A 23,315-nucleotide genomic window follows, 5' to 3' on the forward strand; every position below is an offset into this window, starting at 1 on the left:
TGAAACTCAGTGCATTGTTTAAGAATTAGGCAACTATGGACCAGGCATGTCTTCTATCTGAATTAAGCAACAAAACCAATAGAAGCAATGCTTAGCCGCACAGGAGCTCGCAATGGACCTGCTTAAATCTATTCATATATTCCAACAGGTTGTCGAAGAACAGAGCTTCAGCCGTACTGCAGACAAACTAAACCTTGTGCCCTCAGCGGTGAGCCGTCAGATAAGTGATTTAAAAACACTAAACCAAGACCGTTCTCAGCTTGAAGGGCGAATGAAATTAACCGCATCCAATGATGCTTGGCCAATTCGTCATTCCTGATATTTTGTCGCAATTTAAGCAGCAGAACCCTAAAGTACAATTCTCACTGACGCTTTTGAATCGTAAGGTCGATATCATTGAAGAGGGGTACGAGTTAAAACCGTTGCTCATCAAACATATCTCGATAATCACCCCATCATTACTTCACCCAAAGACCTGCATGAACACAACTGCATCATTAATGGTGCTCTCTCTGTGCCTAAACGTTGGAACTACAACATCGATGGGAACAATAAGACCATCAAGGTGGATGGTGATTTAGAAACCAATGAATCGTCGTGTATTTTATCTTTTGCTAAAGCTGGGCTTGGGGTTGCTCTACTATCGGAGTTTTACGTCAAGGAAGCGATAGAATCAGGGGAGTTAGTTGAGGTGCTCTCAGAGTTTGCACCAGAGCCCCTGCCCGTTAATCTAATCTATCCATCAAGCCGATTACTCAGCCCGACATTAAGAGGCTTGATCGACTTTATGATCGGTGATTTTAAGCAGATATCCATCACCTAAAACAAAGCCGCATATCGATGCGGCTTCAATTCAGGTTCGTGGTGGGTGTCTGGCTGAGATATTGCGAGAATGAGTATTTGAGATAAGCCTGTACTTCTTCATTATCATTGATGTTCATGCTGCTTGGTGCATCTGTGTGAGCGGTATTGATTGAGATATCCGGCATGCCCGCTAAGAAGTCGTCGAATAGTTACGTTGCTTTGTCTAACTCAAAGTGAGTTGGCGATCAATGTTCGCTGTTTTTTAACTGTTTTTTTAACTGACGGGTGCTAATCCCTTCTAACGACACATAAAAAAGACCTAAAGCACGGAAATGCTTTAGGTCTTAGTAAGAGGAGGGTATATAACTCACATCAAGCTAGACAATCTTCTGCTCACTTTCTTCGCTCGTTGAGTCGCTTTCTTTAGACAAAAAACTCTCAACGATCTCTCTCAGCTTCCCTTGATTAACGGGCTTAGGTAGAAACTCATCCATACCCACATCAAAACACAAATGCTTATCTCTTTGCACTACGTTGGCTGTGAGTGCAACGATAGGAATATGTTGTGAAGACCCCTCTTCCAGCTCTCGGATCTGCTTAGTCGCTTCAAAGCCATCAAGAACTGGCATCTGGCAGTCCATAAAGATCATCACGTAGTCATTGGCCTGAAACATCTCAACGCCAATTTCCCCGTTATCGGCAATTTCGACCTCAAAACCGAGCTTCTTAAGCATCATTTTGGCTACTTGTTGATTCACTCTCGAATCTTCCACAACTAAAACTTTGCCACTAAAAGAAGCCGTGACCGCCGCAGGTTTTGGTTCTTCTTTTAGAGCAGTTTTTTCTGGTTGTACTGGTTTGGTTACAGGTGCAGGTTCATTATCTTTAAACGCCACCTCGCCTCGATTTGGATAGGTGAAGGTTGAAGTATCAGCCGCTCTCGCAAGCACCTCACTGATGGTCCATTTAAGTTGATTATCTTGATGTGGGCGAGCAATGTAGGCTGCAAATCCCACTTGTTTCGCACGAGCTTCATCTTGTTTTCGTGGGTCGGCAGAAATCATCACTAACTTAGGGCACGCTTTACCAAAGCGATCCAGTAAACTTTTTGCAAGCTGAAAACCGTCGATCACGGGCATCACTTTATCAATCAGAACCAAATCATAAGGCGAATTGTTAGCCAGAGAATCCGATACCAACGACACGACTTGAGTTGCCGTTTCACAGCACTCTGAGGTAACGCCGAATGATTGCAGTTGTGTTGAGGTAATACGTGTATTCAATTGACTATCATCAACCAACAGTACCGACAATTTGTTGAAATCGATATTTTGTTCTTCAACGTCCAAACAAGAGGCAAAGTCTGCCGTAAAATAAAACGTACTCCCTTTACCTTCAACACTGGACAGCTCAAGCTTGCTGCCCATCAGCGTGACTATCTTCTCGCATATCGTTAAGCCTAACCCAGTACCGCCATAAATACGGGTGGTACTGCCATCAGCTTGCTGAAACTTGTCGAACACCGATTGCTGCTTGTCTTCTGCGATGCCAATTCCACTGTCGCTAACCTCAAACTTTACCCTTAGCTTCTGTTCTGGCTCAACTACCTCTTGTAAGTGAATCGAAAACGTGACATGACCATGCTCAGTAAATTTGATGGCGTTACCCACTAAATTGTTTAAAACTTGTCTGAGCTGAGTACCATCGCCAATCACCATGGTTGGGATCTTAGGATCAATCGCGAGCTGGAATCTAAGCCCTTTCTGTTCCGCTTTAACTCGGAAGGTAGATTCAACATCGGCTGCAATGCCCATCATTTTTATCGGTTCTTGCTGAAGCTCTAAGCGACCAGCTTCAATCTTCGAGTAATCGAGGATGTCATTAATTAGGTCAAGCAGCGTCAGTGAAGAGGTGTTGAGCATGTTGACATACTCTTTTTGCTCTTTCGGCATATCCATTTCAGAGAGCAGAGATGACAAGCCGATAATCCCATTCATTGGCGTTCGGATCTCGTGGCTCATGTTAGCCAGGAACTCACTCTTGTTACGGTTAGCGACCTCGGCGATATCTTTGGCTTTTTCCAGTTCTTGGTACTGTTGACGAATACGCTCAATCGAATGGTTATAGCTGCTCTCTAATGCTGAAATTTCATCACTATAGAGAGAGTTGGTTGGCTTTAAGAAACGCGGGCTATTACCCGCTATCTGTTGCTTGTTGATCTGAGAGGACATGATCATCAAGCGTTTGACCACAAGGCGATATACTATGGTTAAACATACCAGAGATAATAAAAACATTTTAACAGCTTCAAAGGCCAGCAGCAGTAACACACGGGCTTCAAAGTCGTTAAGGATCATACTAAGATCCGATTGCACGGTTAACGTAGCAAGAACAAAGTCTTGATTCCCCATCTGATGGGTCATCTTCCACGACTGAGAATAAGATTGCCCAATGGTTGGCTCCCCGATCTCGAGAATCTTTTCATCGGGGCTTTCTATCAAGAGATAACTCACAGAGGGTAAGCGAGAAATACCTTCAGCCTGCACCAGTAACTGCTCTCGATCTTCTACCCATAAGCTCGCCGTTAAACCAGAGAGGTAGCCAGCTTTAACCTGTTCGATCTGAGAACTGATAAAAGAAACACGACTTTGGTATTCAATATAAAGCCCAAGGCCTGTGACTATAACTGTAAACAAGGTACTAACTGCGATAATTATCCCGATCAATTGTCGAGACAGTCCAATGTAACGCTTTCCTTCTGTCACCATACACTAACTACCATTACTGTTACTGTTATCCTAGTAAACTGTATTTACTCAACTAGTATAATAGTAGTCATTTATCAAATAACTAGGGAAGGTTATGAAAAAACATCTTATTATTGCATCCATAGTCAGTTTATTTTCAAATAGTTATGCTTTTTCAAGCGAAGCTCTTCACTACTATATTATTGCGAACCAAGCACAACCTTTTCAGATCGAAACTGACGGGTCATCTCACAGAGGAATGGTATCGGATATTGTTGAGGCGGTATTCGATGACAGCCAATATGAGATCAACTACCACACCTACCCTTTTAACCGAATGATCGACAAGCTCGATGCTAGAGAGAACCCAAACTGGGTAACCTACGGCAGTCCAAGTTGGGGAAATATCCAATCTGTTAACCTGTCTGAAGATCCGATTTACAATGTAAAACACGTGTTACTCAGCAGCGGTAAAAAGCCGTTTGAGTTCAATACAATCGACGATCTAGACGGAAAAGCAGTAGTACTGCTAGTGGGGTTTGAATATCCGAACCTAGAGCCATACATTCAACAAGGCAAGCTCAACGAGATTCGAGTTAAAGATTACACTGCTGCGTTTCGTGTCCTGAACCGAGCACCCGGCGATACTGTATTCGTGGAAATGGAATCGCGCATCAAATACAACCTAAACGAGCAGAAGCTGAGTATTGATGACTACCAGATGCAAGAATTTGATTCCGTCATAAATAACTACCCTATCCATTTGGCGTTCGACCCTGAGATGGACCCTAAACTGCAAGCCTTCATTAACCAACGTCTAGACCAGATGAAAGACAATGGGCAGCTCAACGACATCGTACAGAGTTACTTATAGCAACAGCAGAAACACATATAAACACAGCGTCACCAAATAGCTTAGGTGACGCACTTTAACTCTCTTCGATGCCTACTCACTCTACAACTCAAAAGGCCGCCCTGTTAAGCACACAAGCTAAACAGGGCGGCCTTTTCAATTCGTCTTTAAGGGCTAAAAGAGTTTACCCGTAATCGACCCACTTAATTTGGAACAACCGAAGGTCAACGGATTAATGCGCTGCAATCAAATGCAGTTGCTGAGCACGAAGCTGTTGTCGCACAGCCATTAGGATCTTGCCTAAATGGTTCTCGCCAGTGCCATCGCCGCCATCACCCCAAAAATGGTCTTTGTGGGAATGTTCTTTGATCACCGAATCTCCGGTATTGACAAGAAACAGTGCAAACTGAGGATTCTGTCTGAATTTCTCGGTGACGATGAACTGCATGACTTGCACGCGAATCTCATACCAATCCTCACGAACTTGGTCTTCGTAGTCACGGCTCAAAGAGAATGCTTCAGCAGGTGTGCTAGCTTGCAGAATAGTATTGCGAAGTACTCCGCAGGCGAACTTCATGGCTTGATAATAGTGTTCGCTGGTTGGCCAAATTTGCTCATCAACCTTGATGGGGCAAGTTGCAAAATTTGACAGGTATCCGTTTGGATCTTCAGGTTCATAAAATAGCACTTCTTTGGCTTGAGCCACAGAATTAGACATAGCCTTCTCCTTACCAACGACATCACATATTTTTGCTTTAACTTTAAAATTAGTGGCGTTGCATATTGCTGTCAAACAACTTGGTTAAAGAGTATGCCATGGGCGTGTTTTTAGTCTGAAGGAGGTGATTTCAAAAAGGGTGTAGCGAAGCTGCAAACCAGAGAAAAGAATCAAGCTATTGATATTACACAGACAGAAATCATGGAAAAGTACTTATAAATCAAAGGGTGACATGGTGCCACCCTTCTAAATGCAATGGGGATTATTAGTGAATAAGACCTAGCTCCCTCGCTTCTTCCAGACTCAAACCGCTTTCTCTAATTTCTCTTAGAGCCTCGATACGACGACGAGCTTCTGCGGACTTCATTTTCTTTTCTGGTTTGAAAGATACTTCTTCTTCAGCATCCCACTTGTTTGCAATATTTGTCATTTCATCATGGTTGATAGAATTAATGGACATGTTTTCCTCCGAAAAGCACCATGTAATGGACAGGTAATCTGTAGCAAATGCTATTTCGCTTGTTAAGAAAATCTGTACTGAAATGTGATGATTCCGACGCTTCACAAACCTAATTAATAAATGCCTCATTTAAACTTTGCCAAAGGCATTTTCTGCAATTACATTTAAAAGATTACCCATAAGAAATGTGGTTTGATCCAACTCTCATTTTCCCCTCTCCCAATTCTTCTTTTCCGCCGAAAATTCGTGAAATAACCCAAGATAAATTTCGAGGCTCTTCATTCTTTTTGTGCTCATCGCTTTCACTAAATTCAACACATGTTAATGATAATAGTTATCAATATCATAACTAAGTATTTATCATGTCTGTGGGAATTTCAGATACACCACTTCTCGAAGTGAAGAATTTATGTGTCGACTACATCACCGATGACGGTGATTTCAACGCGGTCAAATCCGTCAGCTTTAGCATAGGCCAAGGTGAGATTTTTGGCTTAGCCGGAGAATCTGGCTGTGGCAAAAGTACCATCGCGTTTGCCATTAACCGTCTTCATAAGCCGCCCGCGTTCATATCCGGAGGCCAGATATTGTTTGGTGGACAAGATCTGCTGAGCTTGTCAGACAGCCATTTGAATACCTTACGCTGGAGCGAGATTGCTATGGTGTTCCAAAGTGCAATGAATTCACTCAACCCTGTATTAACCATCGAAGAACAATTTGCTGATGTGCTACGCCACCACAAAGGCATGAGCAATGAACAAGCCAAAGACCGCGCAGAGAAGTTACTCGACTTGGTAAACATTCCGCGCAACCGACTCACGGAATACCCTCACCAATTCAGTGGCGGCATGCGTCAGCGTTTAGTGATTGCCATTGCCCTCGCCCTCAACCCTAAACTGATCATCATGGACGAGCCAACTACAGCTTTGGATGTGGTTGTACAACGTGAAATTCTGCAGCAGATACACCAACTCAGAGAGGAGTTTGGCTTCTCGATCCTCTTTATCACTCATGACTTAGCATTAATGAGCCAACTGTGTGACCGCATTGCCATCATGCGCCATGGCCAAATCGTTGAAGTCAATCAAGCCTACGAGATTCGCAACAACCCGCAGCACTCCTACACCCAAAAGCTATGGAGTTCTTTCCCTAATATTCACGAACATGCTCACGCGACAGCGTGCTAGGAGAGCTCTATGTCACAACCTATTTTTCAAGTAAAAAACCTCGTCAAAGAGTTCACAGTTGGCGGTGGATTTGGCAAAGAAGAGATATTCAGAGCGCTGCACGGCGTGAGTTTTGACCTATATGCAGGAAAAACGCTGGCACTGGTTGGCGAGTCCGGTTGCGGGAAAAGCACCTGCGCTAGGCTGATGACTAAAGTTTACCCTGCGACAGAGGGAGAAATCTTGTTCAACGGCAGAGACATATCTACGCTCAATAGCCGCAAAGATATCTTGGATTACCGCAGCCGTGTGCAAATGGTGTTTCAAGACCCATTTGGCTCACTCAATCCTACTCACACCATAGAGCACCACTTAACTCGCCCGCTTAAGATTCATAAGCAAGTCGCCAATAAAGCAGCTCTAGAAGCACGCCTTAAAGAGTTACTGACGCTGGTGGAGTTACCCGTCGAAACGCTCGCGAAATACCCTCACGAGCTCAGTGGCGGCCAAAGACAACGGGTTAACCTAGCCAGAGCGCTTGCGGTTGGGGCTGAAGTCATTCTTGCCGATGAACCGACCTCGATGTTGGATGTTTCAATTCGACTTGGCGTGCTCAATCTCATGCAAAAAATGAAGAAAGAGCTTGGGATAGGCTTCTTATACATTACTCACGACCTTGCGACCGCTCATTACATCGCAGAAGAGACCGCGGTGATGTACAAAGGACAGATCGTTGAATGGGGATCAACTCAGTCGATCTTAACGAATCCGCAGCACCCATATACCAAGCTGTTGATCTCTGCAGTGCCAGATCCTGATCTGCCATTTGGCGAACTCGTAAAAAATGAGCCAAACTATTCCATAGACGCAGATCGTATTCGAGAGCAGAGCAGTGAAATACAGCATGAAATCAAGCAAGTCTCCGATAATCACTTTGTAAAACAGTGGGATAATGTGCATGAATGAACTAGACACTTGGTTAGAGCGAATCGGAGATTGGTACAAAGACCGAAAGCATGATCAAGTGGAACGGTTGGAACATTTGATCTTAACGCCTCCAGATGCACTCTGGGGGCCTTTGATCACGGATGAACAAAGCAAAGGCATCGCATGTTGGTTAGACGGGTGCCTGCGTATCTTTACTTTCTACCGAAATTCAGACCACAACCCACATCACCAAGAAAAGGCGTATCAATACCTGATGTTCGCTTACAGCAAGCTTCAAGCGGTGTGTTGTGACACGAAAGCGGAGCCAGACTTACAAGAGTGGTGTACACAGCGAATACAACACTTGTGTGTGCTCGCATTGGAGTTTGCAAATCAACAACAAGAGCCGCGCTGGTTACAAGAATCCGAAAAATTGATCGAATCGCATGTTCGTTTTATGGCAAGCCAATCCCAGAACGATGATCAAGGTAATGTAAAACATCAAATTCACTGATCATCCCCTATAGATCCAATATCAACGCATCAAAATGACAGTTTACTTGAAACAACAGGATCCATTGAAAGCATGATCTGACCTTGATCATGCTTCGGTAGGTAATCTCATAAGCTACTGATTTTTATAGGTTGCCGAAATTTAGGACAAAAAAAAGCGAGTCCCTTGGGGAACTCGCAAAAAATCTATTCAGTATGATGTAACAAAATATGAGCCAATCTATTAATCATAAGAAAGGACAAAAGGTTGTCTATTCGGGATAAATAATAATCAACTGGATGCGTTACATTGTCATCGCTTTGTCAGCATTAGGTGTGATTATTATCAGCACCTAATGATGATTAAATGACCTATTCACAGCAGTGAAAGCGGGCCGAAAACTAGTGGCCAATCGCCATTTCATCGAGCGCCAAGAACACATTTTCGTCTAGATGACCTTCGTGCACTTGTTTGCACACTTTACGACGCACCGCCAAACCTGAAATCAGGCGTTCGATAGAGAGATGTCGATTACTGTTGCTATCACGGTCGTTGTACAGCTCAATTAGCTTACTTAATGTTTCGTAAGGGATAACGTCTTCCCCTACTCTCAACCAATCAAGCTTCTCAATGAGCTCTGAGCACTCTTCTTTGATTGAGGCATGTGAGTGCCCTGTCATAGCAGATAAAGCCGTTATACTGCGTTCTAGAGCCTCTGCAGAGGTATATTTAGAGAGCGTTATCATGATCTCGTCAGCATTGATCTCAACAGAGTGCTTACGTTGCTTCACTCGACGCCCTAATTTGCCTCTTGGCGACGGTGCCTTGCGCTGAATAGGTTCAAACTCACCATCGATAATCTCAGACAGCTCTTCCAGCTTCTGCTTAGACACCATCTCGTTGCGAAGTGGGTTTGGCAGCGTTGGCGCCATGTTACGTTTACCAGCGTTGGTGGTACGTGCTCTTGAATAACGCAGTACTTCTTCCACGTTACATTTGATATCAACTTGATAATCGGTCGTTTTGCCTTTTTCGATCAACGCGGTGATCGTCAAGTGATAACCCCAAAGATTAACCAGGAAGGTATCTTCTTGATCCCCGACTTCGCCCAACTTTCTCAGTTCGCGGATCAGATCCATCGAAAAACGACGCCAATCGATGTTACGAGCCAATTTCTGATTCAGTTCGCTCAACAACATACAATCTGAATGACGGCGTGCCATACGGCTTCTGAAGTACGAATACATTTGGAAAACCAAGGTATGTTGCTTCAGGATTTCTGGCGGGAACAGGAAGAAATAATCACGAGTCAGGAGCTCTTCGTAGAACGAAGGTTCCCAAACGAGGATGTATAGGTTCGGTTTAATGCGAATTTCGCCGTCAGAGCCCTCTGTAGGCGCTTCTTCCGATGCAGTAATGGTTCTCGCTAAGAATCGGAAACGATCACTCTTAAAGCCTTCTGGCATGTTCTCACTAAGCCAGCGACCAGTAAGCTCATGCAGTTGGAAATCCGTAAACTCAATACGATCAATACTGTCGCGGATCGAGTCACGAGCAGGGCCACTGTCTTTCTTGCCACGCAAAGACAAAATGTCAGTGATGTAGAGTGGTGTTTTGTTCGGTGTGTGTTTCGCGTCTAGGTGGTAATCATCTTGGTGATGATCATGATACTGAACGGTTAGCGTGAACAAAGCGAAAAGCGTCATCAGATCATCAACCGTCATAATGTTTTTAGACGATCTTGTCTCGATCACAGCGCGAGTTCCCGAGATCGAAACCATTGATTTCTGGTAGCTCTTGCGCGTTCTAGGTGGCGCTAACGCTTGATCAATAATGCCCGCCCAATTGGTTGGCGAAACAATGAATTGATCCGCTTCGTCTTTCATCGTTGGGGGAGTATTCAGACCATGTTCATTCAGTAAACGTTTGTTTACTTTGGTTTGAGCGAGGGCTTTAGAACGCTTTTGCTTTTCGTTTTGCTTTACGCTTTCTGTGACTAAGCTGGTGGCACCCAGTACCGATATCAATTGGTTTGGGTTAACAAAGCGATGCAGCATGGTTTTACCTGCAAGGCCTTCTTCAAAACGAACGGGGATTTGTTTGAAAAGACCGATATTTACCGCTGCTCTCAGCCTTTGTTGCAAGGCTGCGCGAGTGACTTGACCATCGGTTGATTCGATAATCTCAGTGGTTGAAACGTATCCGTCTTTGCTGCTAAACCCACGAAGTGAAATTAGGTTAAGAAGCTCAACTATGCTTTTGGTGACACCTTTGAAGTGTTGATATTGTTCTATCCATTCAACGGCTGTTTCAGATACCTCAAATAAATGACCATCTTTGTGGCTTCGTGCCTTAATTAACAATTTCTCTTCTGGTTTCATTTTTGATCCGTATCACACTAACCGTAATTTCACTATAGTTCCTGAATGATAAAGAAAGAATGATCATAAATAAAGAGAATTTATTGGCTTTTAAATAACTGATCTTTTTGATTAATATGATCTTAAATGATTAAGTGATCTAATGATCTGGACGTAAGTTTGCCTTTAAGTTGCTGAATTTAAAGTATTAAAAAAAATCCGCTTGGAAAGCATGATCATAAATAGTCCGAAACTATGATCATTAAACCTAAGAAAGCATGATCACAGAGCGTCAGAACGATGATCATTAAGTCATTGTAAGCATGATCATTATTGGTTCGAAAGCATGATCATTATACTTGTGCAGCTTATCCACAGTCCATAACTCAACATGGTTTGTTAAGTCACTTCGAACTCGTCAATGTGGATAGATTTGATGGCTTATCTATCGGAACAATGATCAAGTAAGTGCCCTTTTCTATCGTTCCTACCCTATTACGTACAAAATTTGTTCTGAAGCCGGTGTTAACGGCTGGCTTGAGTGTCATTAAAGCGGGCCTGCAATACTTAGGAAGCATGATCATGAAATTGTCATGTTTCTGTATTCTGAGTCTGTGCAGATTGAATTTCCAAGCAATGAGGCCTTATAGGCCCTGAATCCCCATTGCAAAAGCATTTGTCCGTAAGTTAGCTGTTAAATTATATGCTTCCGGAATGATATTTACTTGATCATTTTTCCGGAAGTTGATCATTTCGAACAGTCACTCATGCGGATCGATATTGATGCGTTTACACCTTGATCATGCTTCATAATACCGCCTTATCAATTCTCTTACGCATGATGTATCCCATGATCATTCTTCCGTGTTAGGTTCAACTCTCTTTTATCTAGGTGACGCTTCATCTTGTCGTGGTTTTGTATTTGCGATGCTATTTTTGGTTTTCTATTATTTCTTGGTTGAAAAGCTCGCAATTTCGAATGCAAATCACACGAGCCGTAATCTATGCTTGTATTTCAATCGTTCCGAAGGTTCTTTGCTGAAATTGCATTTACATTGTAAATAAGTGATACTGTAACATTTAAAATGTAAGCCAGAAATAGCATGGTTGTGCATGATAAAAACGGTCACTTTTTGTGTTTGTCTTAGTCGTTGTTTCATCAAACTGTAAAAATACAGTCTATTTTATGTGATTTTACTCATAAATGTATGTTCATGTTTTTGTTGTGTTTGTTGTTAATCGCTGTACAATTTGTACTTAGTTAATCATTACGGAAACTGGCAATGAAAAGAGAACAAACGATTGATAAGCTCTATCAGCTGGCCGAACAAACTCAACAAGTTCAGGCTGACCGAATTGAGATTATTCTGGAAGAGCGAAGTGATGAACATTTCCCTCCAATGTCTAAAGCTATGATGGAGACTCGTTCAGGCTTAACTCGTCGAAAATTGGATGAGGCAATTACCAAGCTTGAAGCGGATGGTCACCAGTTTACAAAGAACAACGCCAATCATTACTCGATTTCATTGACTGAAGCTCACATGCTGATGGACGCGGCGGAAGTGCCAAAGTTCCACCAACGCAAACAGCACGCAGACAACAAACCTTGGATTATCAACGTACAAAACCAGAAGGGTGGTACAGGTAAATCAATGACGGCGGTTCACCTAGCGGCTTGTTTGTCTCTGAATTTAGATAAGCGCTACCGTATCTGTCTGATTGACTTGGATCCACAAGGTTCATTACGTCTGTTCTTAAACCCACAAATCAGTGGTGCAGAGCATGACAGTATCTATTCTGCCGTTGATATCATGTTGGACAACGTGCCTGAAGGCCAAGATGTTGACCTAGAGTTTCTTCGCAAAAACGTACTCTTACCAACTCAGTATCCAAACCTAAAGACAATCTCTGCATTCCCAGAAGATGCGATGTTTAACGCTGAAGCGTGGCAAAGCCTCTCTCAAGATCAGTCACTTGATATCGTTCGTCTTCTTAAAGAGAAGCTTATCGACAAAATCGCCGACGATTTTGATGTGATTATGATTGATACCGGCCCGCACGTAGATCCACTAGTGTGGAACGCAATGTACGCGTCGAACGCGCTTCTGATTCCATGTGCTGCAAAGCGTTTGGATTGGGCTTCAACGGTGAACTTCTTCCAACACTTACCAACCGTGTACGAGATGTTCCCGGACGATTGGAAAGGGCTTGAGTTTGTTCGCCTTATGCCAACCATGTTCGAAGATGACAACAAGAAGCAGGTTTCGGTTCTCACTGAAATGAACTACCTGTTGAACGACCAAGTGATGATGGCGACGATTCCAAGAAGTCGTGCTTTTGAAACCTGTGCCGATACCTACAGCACCGTTTTCGATCTTACGGTTAGCGACTTCGAAGGTGGTAAGAAAACTCTGGCTGTCGCTCAAGACGCAGTACAAAAAAGTGCTCTAGAATTAGAGCGTGTATTACACAGCAACTGGCCTTCACTTAATCAGGGATAACAAGAATGGCAATTAAAACATCTGACTTAAATGCAAAGCTATTTGGTAAAGCAAACAAACGTCGCGTAGCAACGCCTCAAGAAGCGCAAACTGCTGCTAAAGAACAGGCTCAAGTGATTGAACTTTCAGTTGCGGGCGAAGAGTTGGTTTCATTTGAATTGGTTCGAATTCCTGCTTCTGAAGTGGCGACTCGAACGGTTGTTTTTGAAGAGAATGCGCGTGAGCAATCTTTCCTAAATGAACATGCGCTTTCTGACGTACTCACCACGCTGAAAGAGCGCGGTCAGCAGTACCCTGCGGTGGGGCGTAAGAACAAAGATGGCAAGATCGAAGTGCTTGATGGTAGCCGTCGTCGCATGTCGTGTATTTTGGCCGACAAAGAGTTCTTAATCTATGTTGCTGAAAACATTAACGGCGAACACGCTAAGTTCCTATCAGACGTTGCTAACGCTCATAAGCCGCTTTCTCTTTACGAGAAGGGTAAAGAGATGCAAGCGAAGTTGGATAAAGGCGAAGCTGAAGATCAGAAAGCACTGGCGAAAATGTTCCAGTGCAGTGAAGCTTTGGTGAGTGGTGCGTTGAAAGCGGCTGCATTACCGCTTGAACTCCTGCAAGCTTATCCAAATGTTAGTGACCTTGGTCGCCCAACTATTGTTAAACTACACAAGCAATTTGGCGGGCTGACTCGTGAGCAGCAACAAACATTACTGACTAAGTGTGATGCTTCAGAAGGTTTTGTTTGGCAGCGTAGCGAAGCTCAAGGTGTAACTCGCTTAACCAAAGACGTGACAGAAACGTTAGAGGGTTGGATTTTTGAACTAGCACCTGCGCCAGCAACTAAAACATCGCCAAAAGTTGAGCTTATTAAAGGCCGCGCATCATACAGCCGTAAGGGGTCAAATTTGGCGTTGAATCTTAAGAAAGTTGATGATGCAACAATGGAAGAAATCCTCGCCTTCGTACAATCGAAGCTCGATTAAGCTTACACACTATCCAATGACTCTAAAGCCGCTATATGCGGCTTTTTATTTGGCTGTGATAAACTGTGTTTAGATCAATCTGGATGCTAACTATGACAAACCCAACCAACACTTTTCTGCATACACTTTCTGATATCGCTTTGCATAATGATCACCGTTACGGCGTGGTCTTTAATGGCGACTTTGATTGGCAAAATTTTTCGATTTCTAACTTCCTTCAAGATTTGAACGCGCAAACTATTTTTCAAATTGGCGGTTTTCCGTTTGATGATGTGACTCATGCGCCAGTAAAAAAAGGCCAACAACTTTTAGGGCGTGAATGCCAAGTTTTGGTGTGTGATTTTAGAGCGCAGTTTGATGCGAATAGTTTTAGTGCTGCACTGGGTTCGTTAGTCGGTGGTGGGCTGTTGTTGGTGTTGCCGCCAAAAGCTGACGACTCTGACGATGGCGAGAGTTTTGGTCAACGCTGGCTAAAACGCCATTTCGATAAACTGCTCTCTGTGTCACAACATAATGAAGTAGGCGATGTCGTTCAAGCGACTCTCGCTCTTCCTCAAAAGCAAACCGTTAGAAACGGATTGGATAAATTTGAACAACAAAGTGCAGCAATTGAGTTAGTTAAAAAAGTGCAGTCAGGACATCGTAAACGTCCTTTGATTCTTACCGCAGACAGAGGACGCGGTAAAAGCTCGACGCTCGGTATTGCTGCAGCGCAGCTTTTGCTGGAGCGAAAAGGGATAAATATCCTTGTTTGCGCGCCTTCTGTAAAAGCGGTTGAGCCAGTATTTTCTCATGCTAGCCAAGGGTTAGAATCTTGCGAAGTGGTTAACGCTACTGACATTCGTCATCAAGGCGGTAGTTTAAGATTCGTCGCACCTGATGAGTTACTTAAATATAAGCCAGATTGTGACTTGCTATTGGTTGATGAAGCGGCTGCGATTCCTATTCCAATGCTTAAATCCATGGTCGGTATTTATCATCGTATGGTTTTTTCAACCACGGTTCACGGCTACGAGGGCAGTGGGCGAGGGTTCGGAATTAAGTTTGAAGCTTGGCTTTCTGAGCATCGCCCGGGATGGAGAGGTTTTAAGCTCGAACAGCCGATTCGCTGGAGTAACAACGATCCACTCGAAGACTGGTTATTTGACTGTTTCTTGCTTGGTCATGACGTATCGGCTAATGACAGTTCGTCAAATGACAGTTCGTCAAATGACGGCTCGACAAGTGATGGGGCGTCTGATGAGTTAGCGCCTTTTTCTGCAAAGGGGAGCAACAAACTCAATTTAGTCGAACTATCAAAAACAGATTGCTTGGCTAACCCTCAGCAACTACAGCAATGTTTTTCGCTTCTGGTCGATGCGCATTATCAAACGTCGCCAAACGATTTGATGCAGTTTCTTGATAACCCAGCCATCCGCTTGTACGCAACTTGGCAGCAAAACGAATGCTTGGGTTGCATGTTGGTGACGCAAGAGGGGGAGCTGGATGGCGAAATTATATCGCAAATTCAACTTGGGACACGCAGACCTAAAGGTCATCTCGCCCCTGTATTATTGGCAAACCAACTTGGCTGCGCGCAAGCGGCGCAGAGTCGCTGTCTTCGAATTATGCGTATCGCTGTTTCAATTCGTCATCAAGGTTTAGGGATTGGTCGCTGGATGCTTGATGCGTTGTCTGCGGAAAATAGCCAAGTCGATTATCTGGCGACAAGCTTCGGTGCGACCAGTGAGCTTGTCTCTTTCTGGCACGATAGCGAATTTGAAGCGGTACACATTGGCCACCAGCGAGATCAGGCAAGTGGTTGTCACTCGGTGCTGATGGTTAAGGCACTTAATTCAAACTCCCAAAGTTGGATTAACCAAGTTCTAAATCACTTTGAGCGTAGCTACTGTTTTCTGGTTTCGGGCTCTTTGGCCGGTCTTGAAACAGATATGGTGCGAGCACTGCTACCAAAGCGTGTCCAAGACGTTAGTGAATTAGAAATCGAGTTAGTCAGAAATTACGTTAATGGCGGTAACAGTTATGATGCGATCGGCTTCAGCGTATTGAAGTTAATCCTACTCAACCATGCTGGTGACGCTGAGTTTTCTGCTGTTCAAGACCCTGCGATTTCGGAGTTACTTATCGCAAAGGTGGTGCAGCAAAAAGAGTGGGGAACTTGTGTTGAACAGTTTGGTCTTGTTGGTCGTAAACAAGCAGAGTTACAGTTTCGACAAGACGTCGCTAGCCTACTATCAAATTTACAGTGTAAATAGGCGGGGTCACTTTAAAATTCACATACCGCCATAAGCTTACTTGCCACCCAAAATTAGATTTACAGTGTAAATTAGAATGTTGGATTTACACTGTAAACTGCCCTCTAAACTGTTTAATAAGCTTTCCTTTAATACACGTCTCTTCATCCCCGTTTCTTTGCTGCCACTACCACTATAGATAGACCATACTTGGTTAATCCAACGAGTCGAAGGCCTGTATTGGCTGATATTGCGACTCCACCTTTATCCATGTTGATTATTCTATTCAGAGAGCGTGAAAGTATTTGCCGTGGCATCGGTAAAGGTGAGCTGGATCATAAAATGGCGAAGCTCGATTTATGGGCCATCTTTATCGAGTCGAAAGTAAGTGATGCACCGCTGATTATTCTGGTGTTGTGATTCTAAGGTTACAACGAATTATATAGACTGAATATCAGCTGAGTTATTAGGGGTACTCAATTCGAATGTGGGAAAACATTGTTACATTGTCAGAAGATAAGCAACATGTGATCGCGACTCTGCCGCCTGAGTTTGTGATCGATGCAAGCTTTGACAACAAGACATTGCCGTCGGCTTTGGAGACTTTAAACGCATCAAACTATTTCCTACTGGAAGATGAAGTGCTGCGCTTTGTCTCTTTTGCTAAACAAGATAGAAGCGAAGCTTACCAAGGCATTTTGATTGCTGAGGTTCGAGACGCGACTGTGACGGTCGAACTGTCTGATGATAAGATGCTCGCGAGTTTAGTGGTGCGAGGGGCATATAGCGGTAATGCGCTGAGCAGTAGTGACATCATTCACTGCCTGGCTCATGCGGGCATAACCAAAGGCATAAATAAGTTAGCGCTCAGAAAGGTACTGACGATGAGCGGCAAACTTAAACCGGGAGAAAAGTTTACTCAGCCAGTTGCTAAAGGGACGCAACCCATTAAAGGCAAAGGTGCAACGTTTGCGGCTTTGGTTGAAGATATTACTCGCCAAGTATTGAAGCCGCGCAGCAAAGATGCAGGCAAGATAGATATGCGGGATCTAGGCGAAACCATTACCGTCGATCAAAATGACCCGTTGATGAAACGCACCCCTGCAACAAAAGGCATTGCTGGTGTTACCGTTCAAGGACAAATTATCCCACCACTTCCGGGGCAAGACGGCTTAATTAAGCCAGGTAAGGGCACCTACATCTCGCCGGACGATCCCAATATATTGCTGGCTTCATATCCGGGGTTACCCATTATCAAAAACCAAACTATTGAAGTCGATGAGGCCTTGTGTGTAAGCAATGTTGATGTCTCAACGGGTCACGTGAAATTTAAAGGCAATGTGTTTGTTTCTGGGAATATTGAACCGGGAATGAAAGTTAAAGCAACGGGCTCGATTACGGTCGGTGGGTTCATTGAATCAGCCGAAGTTCAAGCTCAGGGGGATATCAAAGTTGCCAAAGGGATTATTGGCTGCACAACCAAAGAGGGCGAACCTAAAAGTTGTAAGGTATTTACCAAGGGCTCAATTACCGCAAGCTATGCCCAGAATGCCGAACTACAAACAGCGAAAGACATTAGACTTGGTGTACACAGCATGGGTAACGAAATCCGTTGTGGTAACAACCTGACGGTTATGGACACGATGAAGAAACATGGCACGCTCAGTGGCGGACAAGCCAAAGTCGGTGGCAAAGTAGAATGTGTTTTGTTAGGTGTTGAAGGTGATATCGCAACCAAAGTTCATGGGTTTGCACGTTATGACAACTACCGACAAAAGATGGCTGAGCTAAAAGAGATCTACAAACAGGTTCAAGAGCAAACAATGGCAGTGATCCGTCAAGAGCTTGAATTTAAGAGATTGCCTAAAGCGAGTCGCTGTGAACAGCAAGCGCAGCAGATTGAACAACAACGGGGAAAAAATAATCAGGCGATTGAAAGTACTAAGTCACAGATTGAAGCGCTTGAAGCTGAGTTTAAAAGTCAGCTCAACCAATGCACCGTTGAGGTTCATGAAAAGGTTTATACTCGGGTTACTATCCAGTTTGGCAATGAAACGGTAACCACCAAACGAACCCATGGTGGCGCTGTTTTCTCATTCAATCAATATAAGATTCAGAGTGCATTTAAGATCGAACAAGAGGGCACGGAGTTGTAATCCGTCATATTTCTATATGAGCTAATTGGTTTTAAAATTCAATAAATAGAAAGGAGAGCGGATGCTCCCCTTTCTATTTATATAGTGATTGTGACGTATTGCTGAGTGGTCATGACGGAGTATTGATAAAAGCTACCTCGCTTTCTCGTTTTACCACCTTAACCTGCGGCTCTGACTCGCCCCTGCTTTAGGTCTGACAGCACCTGATTTTTTGGACCATCAGCAATAATGCTGCCTTTTTCCATCACTATCACACGGTCTACAACGTCTAGCATTGAAGTCTTGTGTGTAATTAGGATCAAGGTCTCGCTTGGCAACAACTGGTTCAGTTGGTGCTTAATGTGCATCTCTGAACGGTTATCCATGGCACTGGTCGGCTCATCCATCAATAATACCGGAGGGCGTCCTAGGAAGGCTCTAGCAATCGCAACCGCTTGACGTTGACCGCCAGATAGCAATCCGCCACCTTCACCGACTTGACGCTCTAAGCCCGCAGGATCTTGCTGGGTAAAAGTAGTTACGCCAGCACGGTTAGCCGCATCCATCACATCACGATCATCGACTAAAGGGTGGCCTAAGGTGATGTTGTCTCGGACTGAACCATAGAACAGGTTGCTGTCTTGAGGTACGCAGCCTATATTGCGTCGTACGTCGACATGATGAAGTTGCTCCATATCTGTATCATCAACGCGAACATGGCCTTCTGTGGGCTTGTACAGGCCCATAATAAGGCGCTCTAAAGTTGTTTTTCCTGAGCCTATACGACCAATGATCGCGACTTTCTCACCTGGTGTTATGGTCAGGCTGAGATCCCGAACGGAAGCAACCGGAGAATCAGGGTAGTGGAAGGTCACTTTATCGAGTTCGATATGGCCTTGAATGATCGGGCGGTGAATGTAGCGCTTACCTTCTTCCTGTTCATCGGGCATCGACATCACCTGCTCAATTAAGGTCATGGAAGATTTTGCTTGGTTGTAACGAGTAGAGAGTAGTGACAATTGAACCAGAGGACCTATCGCACGGCCGCTCAACATGGTCGCAGCGATCAAGCCACCCATCGTTAGTTCCCCTTCGGCAATCAGGTATACACCGAAAATGATCATACCAATATTGGTACTTTGCTGAACGAACCCTGCGGTATTTTGGATACTGTCAGTAATACGACGGCTTTTAATGTTCCAGTTTGCCATGTGGGCTACTGCTTCTTCCCAGCGGAATTGGAACTGACTTTGCGCGCTAAACAACTTTACCGTTTCAAGCCCTGCCAAACTCTCAATCAAGTTAGCGTACTTCTGAGAAGCGAGCCGAGATCCCTCTTCAATGGTACGGCGCAGTGGTCCTTGAATTAACAGTGCGTAGATGATCAGCACCACAACACCAACGACAGGCACCAACACCAAGTTGCCAGCCATTAACCAGATCAAAGCCAAAAACATGATAGCAAACGGTAAATCGATCAATGATCCAATGGTTGCTGAGGTGAAAAATTCACGGATTGATTCGAACTCTTGCAGGTTCTTGGCGAAAGCACCGACAGAAGCAGGCTTTGCTTCCATACGAATTCCAAGCACCTTACTGAAGAGTTTGGAAGAGATCAGGATATCGGATTTTTTGCCTGCAACGTCAATGAAGTAGCTGCGCATTAATTTTAAAAGCAGGTCGAACAGGAATACCACGAAGATACCGCTCGCTAGCACCCACAGGGTCTCAAAGGCAAGGTTTGGCACTACTTTGTCGTACACTAAACGAGTGAACATCGGCGCAGCAATCGCAAATACATTGATAAGAATGGATGCGATCAATACATCGCGATAGATGTTTTTAGATTCCCAGATCGTACTCCAAAACCAATGCCCTTTACGAGTTTTCAGAACCTCGGGTGATCGTTCGTCATAACGAAACTGTTTTTTGACTAAGAAGTAACGGCCGATGAACTGCGCTTTGAGTTCGGCCATCGGAATGTTGATCGGCACCATTCCACTTTCTGCGGTAATGATTTCGGCTTCTTGTTTTTCGATATCGATGCTATTAAGAACGCATGCCTCACCTTGTTTTAGCAATAAAACGGCAGGCAGGATCAGGTGAGGGATACTTTCTAAGTCGGAACGGTTTTCCTTTGCGACTAATCCGGCTCGCTCAGCAGAGCGCGGGAATAGGAAAGGGGTGAGCTTTCCGTCTGATAATGGCAACCCATTGATCAACGCCTCGGGTGAGTTGGCTAAGCCATAATATCGGCTAACGTAGATCAGTGAGTTCAATAGTGGATCTTGCATGTGATATAACCCTTACAACTATTTATCAACAATGAAGCCTTGGAACACTTCTACGTAGTTATCAGACAAGATATCGAGCTGAGTCTGAGTTTCGATTCGTGATGCAATGGTCGTGACGCCAAGGTTATGAGCCGTTCTGGAGATTGATGTCAGCGTGAATTTCTGTTTTTCATCATCAAGATTGTGGGTAAATAGGTAATCCAGCTTGACGTAGCTCGGACGATATTCATTGATGTAATCCAGAGATTGGAAGTTACGTCCGTAGTTATCGACACCAAACACAGAGTTGGCGTTACGAATTGTGCTGCACAATAGTGCGGTGTAATGCGGAATGTTGATGAAACAGTTTTCAGGGACCTCAAAATGCAGCAGGTGAGCGATGGAGGCATGCTTATCGAGCATAGTGCCAACCCAACGAATGAAACTTGGTTGGGAAATACTGCTTGGTGAAATGTTGATTGCAATCGGGCTTGTGACCTCTTTTGCTTCGAGTTTTTCTATCATCTTCTCGATGACGTATTGGTCGAGAACATGGCTCATTTCAAGCTGTTCGAGCGCGTACAGATATTGGTTAGCGCCGTAACGAACGCCTTCTTTCTCTATCGCAGAGAATACTTCTTGGTGGTACGTTTTACCAAAGGCGTTATTTGCAGCTTGTAAGCGGAAGGTGACTAAATCGTTGATGATCGCTTCTTCGACCAGCATTAGCCATTGCTGTTTACCCATCACCGCGCCATGGTCGTCAGCGATAATGTAACCGTACGTTAATTCACGATTGGCTTTAGCGCTGGAGAGTGCATTATCTACCAACGACATAATCTCGGTGCTGGTCTTAGTTCTGTTGGTGTAGGTGACACCCAGTGCAATCTGAGCGTTGGCGGTTCCGGTTGGGTCTGACCCTAGATTTTGCACACAATTCACAATGCTATCCGCGAGAAGCTTGAGTTCGCTTTCATCAATATTGGGGAGAATGAAGCCAAATTCGTCACTTGAAATACGAGCAATCGTGATCTCAGGTGATGAGATTGAAGCTTGTAGCTGCTTCGCCAGTTGATGTACTAAAGCATCACCTTCGTGATAGCCCTTCTCTTCGTACTCTTCTCTAATAAACTGAGCTTGTAATACTGCAAGGCCACCTAAGCTAGACTCTTCCAACCATTGATTTAACTGCGACATGTAGTAAGCGCGGTTGCCCAATTGCGAGATTGGATCGATATACGCTCGCTCTCGCAGTTTTTGAGCCTCACGCGCTTGGTTTTTAAACGCCAATTCAACTTGAGTTGACATATGGTTGATGCCATCAACAACTAAGATCAGATCTTTTGTTTTTGGGCGAGCCAGTGGTTCGCCAAACTGGTTCTTCGCGATCTGGTCCATTTTCGTGATGATCAAAGACAGTGGATGCAACGCGCGCTTAAGGATCCATGAGATAGAGATCAGTCCTATTACGAAGATCGATCCAAAAATGGTCAGTAGGCGGATGAATGCTTGCCAAAGTTGATCATAGGCAGAGCCTGGATGGCTGACGATCTCGACTTCAGCCAGTTGCATCCAGCCGCTGGTTATCACTCGACGATCATGCACCGGCTCAAACAGATCAAGGTTGGTAAACCATTGCGGAACACCGGTCGGTTTTACAGGGTATGAGCGAAGAATATCTTCACCGCTGTCGAGGAAAATCAATCGAACCACGGAGTAAGAACTGCCATCAAATAGGGCGTTGATTACCGACTCCACGGCCACCTTGTCCTTTTCCTCTAGGTAAGGGGCGAGAGCCAGTCCAACAGTATTAATGGTATTACTGACCTCAGAGCGTTGCTGCTCCTCTAGGTATCCACGGGTGGTATTGAATTCGATCATAAAGACTGATGTCATCAGTAATATGAACACCGCGACCATCCCGACCACAAGCTGTTTATATAAAGTCATTGTACCTACTCATCGTAATTGATAATGGGTTTGTTTAATTTTAGAGAGCGCTCACGCGAACGTAAGTCGTTCCATAAACTCAATCTTGAAGATTTCCCTGCCAGCTTACCGTTGCCTGCTGCTGACTTCATTAGCCAAAGATTTTTACCGTTGAAACTGTAGACCGGGCGTAGATCTCGACGCTTAGAACCACGTTTAATTTCAGGGTTTAAGTTGTCCAAAATAAGCGGCTCTGCACTGGGCGTTGAGTAGTAGGCCAACACCATATGGAATTGGTTTAACTCAAGTGCTTTTACGTACACCAAACGTAATTTCTTATCTGGAACACCCAGTTCAAGTAAAGAAAAGTACTTGGCGATAGTGAAATCTTCGCAATCCCCAGCGTTACTGCCTAAAAACTCCAATGGCGTTGCCCAGTAGTCGTTTTTGCCCCACAAGCGGATGTCATTGACAAAATACATCTGGTTAAAAAATTGATTCACGGACTCCAGCTTCTGTTTTTCACTTAACCCTGCGTAGGACGTCATATTTGAGCGCCATGTCGCCACTCGTTTTCCGGCTCTTTCGCCGTAGGTTTGTGAAACGGCGTCTATCCACCTTTGGTCACTCTTATTCAGCGCGCCAGAGGTAAAAGAGGTGAGGACCAGCAACAATAGCGAAAACCGAGATTTCATCGCGGTTGCTCTTGTTGGCTATCTGACTGATGAACGCTAC

General features: G+C 44.4%; 17 protein-coding genes and 1 pseudogene. 11 read left to right on the forward strand and 7 right to left on the reverse strand.

Annotated features, from left to right (window positions below; all coding sequences use genetic code 11):
* Positions 1-112 precede the first annotated feature (112 nt).
* Positions 113-319, forward strand: a complete 207-nt coding sequence (locus Q1A70_RS09615) for a LysR family transcriptional regulator (RefSeq protein WP_299689926.1) — start codon at positions 113-115, stop codon at positions 317-319.
* Between the two features lie 114 nt (positions 320-433).
* Positions 434-823 (forward strand): annotated as a pseudogene (locus Q1A70_RS09620) (substrate binding domain-containing protein); the annotation flags it as partial.
* 358 nt (positions 824-1,181) lie between these two features.
* Here the strand turns inward: Q1A70_RS09620 and Q1A70_RS09625 are convergent.
* Positions 1,182-3,572 carry a response regulator gene (locus Q1A70_RS09625; protein WP_299689923.1) on the reverse strand — a complete coding sequence of 797 codons (2,391 nt, stop codon included), beginning with the start codon at positions 3,570-3,572 and terminating at the stop codon, positions 1,182-1,184.
* Positions 3,573-3,666: 94 nt separating this feature from the next.
* Here Q1A70_RS09625 and Q1A70_RS09630 point away from each other — a divergent pair, with 94 nt between their 5' ends.
* Positions 3,667-4,425, forward strand: coding sequence for a transporter substrate-binding domain-containing protein (locus Q1A70_RS09630; protein WP_299689920.1), 759 nt, complete (start codon positions 3,667-3,669; stop codon positions 4,423-4,425).
* Between the two features lie 211 nt (positions 4,426-4,636).
* On the opposite strand, the gene Q1A70_RS09635 is transcribed toward Q1A70_RS09630, so the two are convergent.
* Both Q1A70_RS09635 and Q1A70_RS09640 read right to left on the reverse strand, forming a co-directional pair.
* Positions 4,637-5,197, reverse strand: coding sequence for an NADAR family protein (locus tag Q1A70_RS09635; RefSeq protein ID WP_299689917.1), 561 nt, complete (start codon positions 5,195-5,197; stop codon positions 4,637-4,639).
* Between the two features lie 190 nt (positions 5,198-5,387).
* The gene (locus Q1A70_RS09640) at positions 5,388-5,582 is read right to left on the reverse strand and encodes a PA3496 family putative envelope integrity protein (protein ID WP_004736928.1); all 195 of its coding nucleotides are present in this window, start codon (positions 5,580-5,582) and stop codon (positions 5,388-5,390) included.
* 362 nt (positions 5,583-5,944) lie between these two features.
* On the opposite strand from Q1A70_RS09640, the gene Q1A70_RS09645 reads away from it, so the two are divergent.
* From Q1A70_RS09645 to Q1A70_RS09655, 3 genes are read left to right on the forward strand one after another with little or no spacing between them, the layout of a single operon-like run.
* Positions 5,945-6,769 (forward strand): ABC transporter ATP-binding protein, encoded by an 825-nt coding sequence (locus Q1A70_RS09645; protein ID WP_146492671.1) that lies wholly within the window; start codon positions 5,945-5,947, stop codon positions 6,767-6,769.
* Between the two features lie 9 nt (positions 6,770-6,778).
* The gene (locus tag Q1A70_RS09650; RefSeq protein WP_299689910.1) at positions 6,779-7,714 is read left to right on the forward strand and encodes an ATP-binding cassette domain-containing protein; all 936 of its coding nucleotides are present in this window, start codon (positions 6,779-6,781) and stop codon (positions 7,712-7,714) included.
* Positions 7,707-8,189, forward strand: a complete 483-nt coding sequence (locus Q1A70_RS09655) for a transcriptional regulator (protein WP_299689907.1) — start codon at positions 7,707-7,709, stop codon at positions 8,187-8,189. Before Q1A70_RS09650 ends, Q1A70_RS09655 begins: the two co-directional genes overlap by 8 nt.
* A gap of 380 nt (positions 8,190-8,569) precedes the next feature.
* Here Q1A70_RS09655 and Q1A70_RS09660 read toward each other — a convergent pair whose 3' ends face one another.
* Complete coding sequence (locus Q1A70_RS09660; RefSeq protein WP_176679076.1) at positions 8,570-10,549, reverse strand: replication initiator protein RctB domain-containing protein; 1,980 nt, start codon at positions 10,547-10,549, stop codon at positions 8,570-8,572.
* A gap of 1,262 nt (positions 10,550-11,811) precedes the next feature.
* Here Q1A70_RS09660 and Q1A70_RS09665 point away from each other — a divergent pair.
* From Q1A70_RS09665 to Q1A70_RS09685, 5 genes are all read left to right on the forward strand, one after another.
* Positions 11,812-13,029 (forward strand): ParA family protein, encoded by a 1,218-nt coding sequence (locus tag Q1A70_RS09665; RefSeq protein ID WP_048660527.1) that lies wholly within the window; start codon positions 11,812-11,814, stop codon positions 13,027-13,029.
* 5 nt (positions 13,030-13,034) lie between these two features.
* Positions 13,035-14,009, forward strand: a complete 975-nt coding sequence (locus Q1A70_RS09670; protein ID WP_299689902.1) for a ParB/RepB/Spo0J family partition protein — start codon at positions 13,035-13,037, stop codon at positions 14,007-14,009.
* 92 nt (positions 14,010-14,101) lie between these two features.
* Positions 14,102-16,264 (forward strand): GNAT family N-acetyltransferase, encoded by a 2,163-nt coding sequence (locus Q1A70_RS09675; RefSeq protein WP_299689899.1) that lies wholly within the window; start codon positions 14,102-14,104, stop codon positions 16,262-16,264.
* 189 nt (positions 16,265-16,453) lie between these two features.
* The gene (locus Q1A70_RS09680; RefSeq protein ID WP_299689896.1) at positions 16,454-16,663 is read left to right on the forward strand and encodes a hypothetical protein; all 210 of its coding nucleotides are present in this window, start codon (positions 16,454-16,456) and stop codon (positions 16,661-16,663) included.
* Between the two features lie 65 nt (positions 16,664-16,728).
* Positions 16,729-18,399, forward strand: coding sequence for a FapA family protein (locus Q1A70_RS09685; RefSeq protein ID WP_299689893.1), 1,671 nt, complete (start codon positions 16,729-16,731; stop codon positions 18,397-18,399).
* 158 nt (positions 18,400-18,557) lie between these two features.
* Here the strand turns inward: Q1A70_RS09685 and Q1A70_RS09690 are convergent, their stop codons facing one another.
* Genes Q1A70_RS09690 through Q1A70_RS09700 form a run of 3 tightly spaced genes read right to left on the reverse strand, consistent with a single transcriptional unit; the run spans position 18,558 to position 23,275 of the window.
* Positions 18,558-20,672 (reverse strand): type I secretion system permease/ATPase, encoded by a 2,115-nt coding sequence (locus Q1A70_RS09690; protein WP_299689890.1) that lies wholly within the window; start codon positions 20,670-20,672, stop codon positions 18,558-18,560.
* A gap of 18 nt (positions 20,673-20,690) precedes the next feature.
* Positions 20,691-22,601 (reverse strand): LapD/MoxY N-terminal periplasmic domain-containing protein, encoded by a 1,911-nt coding sequence (locus Q1A70_RS09695; RefSeq protein ID WP_299689887.1) that lies wholly within the window; start codon positions 22,599-22,601, stop codon positions 20,691-20,693.
* Positions 22,602-22,606: 5 nt separating this feature from the next.
* Positions 22,607-23,275 (reverse strand): transglutaminase-like cysteine peptidase, encoded by a 669-nt coding sequence (locus Q1A70_RS09700; protein ID WP_299689884.1) that lies wholly within the window; start codon positions 23,273-23,275, stop codon positions 22,607-22,609.
* Between the last annotated feature and the right edge of the window lie 40 nt (positions 23,276-23,315).

The organism is uncultured Vibrio sp. (assembly GCF_947488985.1).
Classification (GTDB): Bacteria; Pseudomonadota; Gammaproteobacteria; order Enterobacterales; family Vibrionaceae; genus Vibrio.